2 protein-coding genes are annotated in these 2,473 nt (G+C 42.1%); both read right to left on the bottom strand.

Features of this window, described 5'->3' with window-relative positions; translation table 11 throughout:
* Positions 1–118: 118 nt before the first annotated feature.
* On the bottom strand, positions 119–910 hold the full coding sequence (locus A3735_RS32660) for a metalloregulator ArsR/SmtB family transcription factor (RefSeq protein ID WP_068511223.1): 792 nt from the start codon (positions 908–910) through the stop codon (positions 119–121).
* Between the two features lie 286 nt (positions 911–1,196).
* Positions 1,197–2,473: methyl-accepting chemotaxis protein (locus tag A3735_RS21340; RefSeq protein WP_068638596.1), on the bottom strand; the 1,277-nt coding region annotated here is incomplete at its 5' end.

Below are 2,473 nucleotides of genomic sequence, written 5' to 3'. Positions count from 1 at the left end.
AAAATGCAGGGCGTCACCGAGCTTGGTTTCCGGGCTCAAACCCAATATGTCAAAAACAAACCAGGCGGCAAGATCAGTAAATATCTGAAACATGTTTATCTACCCTCGTTGAAGAATATCAATTGCATGAAAGCACTCTATCTGGACGGGTTTTCATCGTTTCTAGTCGCCTGATGTTCATACTGAATTCTGAAATATTGGCGTCGCATGTTTGTGCTAAAACTGACTTAGCCCAAGATGGTAGACTAGGGTTTATCCTATAAAATACCCATTGCCCCATGCGCCGGTCTGTCAGAATGCCTGCTTTTTTGAGTAGTGCCAGGTGCCGGGAAACTTTAGGTTGCTCATACTCCAATGCTGCCATCAGTTCACAGACGCATAGCTCACCTTCATATTGAATCAGCATTAGGCATTTAAGCCTCAGCTCATCGCTCAGACTCTTGAATAATTGTAATGGCGATAGCTCGTTTGAATGTTGAGCATCAAGTATTGCTTGATTACTTTCGATTGCAGCAAAGCTATTAATTCGACGATTTATTTCAGTTAAGCTCATATGAAAACGTTCGATGTCGCTTAGGTCATCACCCTTAGATACCTTAGGGTCACTGAAGCTCCATTCTAATTTCTTCTCTTTTGCACCGAGTGATTTACATTCTTGAGTCGCCCTGTCACAAAGGGTAACTACGTAATCAAAATGTTGCCCGGCGAGTTCGTCAATATGCTTTGATTGATGAATGTTTTCGATACCGTGAGTTTTAAGAGCTGCCAAGGTTAGCGGGTGAACTGTTTCAGGGTTTGTGCCAGCACTAAACGCTTCGAATCGATTACCGTGATGGTAATTGAGTAGGGCTTCAGCCATTTGTGAGCGAGCTGAATTACCGGTGCATAGAAATAGTACGCGCTTCTTCATAATAGATATGATTCATCTTGATGATATATTTATATATGAATAAAAGTATATATGAAAAAACATATATTTAAAATTAGAAAAACTTGATTCGCGATTCGCCATATAAAAATGGTATTGATAACAGACTCAAACTGAGGTTGAGCCTAATCGGACATAGGAATAATATTAGTGTGTAGGGAAGCAGCCGGTTAAAGAAAGAGAGCGAGACCATTAGGGTTCGCTCATTACAGATTAGTGATAATTTAATTCCATCGTATACAGGCTATTGAGTATAGCTTGCTGATGATTAGGAGACTTTGAATTGATTGACTAGTTGTTCCAGTTCAATCGCGAATTCAGCTTGTTGCTCAGACAGTACGCGAGTGGTGCCAGCATTTTCTGTGTTGACTTCAGCGTGATCCTTAATGCCAACAATTTTCTCACTCATATCTTCAGCCACAGCACTTTGTTCTTCAGCGGCTGTCGCGATTTGGGTACTCATATTATTGATTTGATTGACCATATTGGTGACATTTTCCAATGAGTGGTTGGCGGTATTGGCTTGCTCTACAGTTTCATGGACCTTAGAGAGGCTTTCTTCCATCACACCCACCGCATTTTCAGCGTTTTCTTGAAGCTTATTAACGATGATGTCAATTTCTTCGGTTGATTCTTGGGTTTTACCTGCCAATGTTCTGACTTCATCTGCGACGACCGCAAAACCCCGGCCTTGTTCACCTGCTCTCGCGGCTTCAATGGCAGCATTAAGTGCTAGAAGGTTGGTTTGTTCAGCAATACCACGAATTACTTCCATAACTTTACTGACGTCTACGCAATCCTGTCTTAGTTCATCTAGTACGGTTTTTGTATTACTGGTTGTCTGCTCTAATGACTCGACGACATTGACGGCGGTATTAACAGTTTCTTTACTAGAGATTGTCTCGTCATAGGCTTCATTGGCGCTTTCAGAGGTGCTGACGATATTTTCGGCGACTTCTGAAATAGAAGCAGCCATTTCCGTCATAGCTGTAGCGACAAGTTCAATAAGAGCTTGTTGCTCGTCGAGGCTTCTTGAATTATCTTGGCTAGCGACTGTCAGTTCAGCAGAAGACTGGCTTGTTTGACTTGCAGCCTGGTGAATCTGCTCCAATACATGCTCAAAACTGCTTAGCATTTCATCGAAGTGTTGGGATAGCTCAGCGATTTCGTGTGAGCCACTTATGTTTGAGCGAATTGTCAGGTCCTTATCATGATTAATCTTTCGCATGACATGGGTTAGCCTTTGGATAGGAGCATTGATGGATCGGAATATGGCTAAATTAATAATAAGAATAATCACAGTCAGTACGCCGGTTATCATATAGAAGGTTGACTTACTTCGTGCTTTGGTTGCCTCTAACGAACTGTTCATCATGGCAGATAACGAAGTAAGCTGTTCCTCGCTTTGATGGATGGTAGCACGTAGCTGACCGAGCAAGCCTGTTTCGGGGCTTAATCCAAGTTCTTGTGTCTTAACCGTTAGCTTTCTAAAGTCATAAGCGTAAGCGTTCAGGTTTTTTCTGACCTGGTCTTTAATTTGCGAAG

This window comes from Oleiphilus sp. HI0061 (assembly GCF_001635675.1).
Note: the sequence above shows the minus strand (reverse complement) of the source record. Positions and strands in the feature narration are given on the sequence as shown.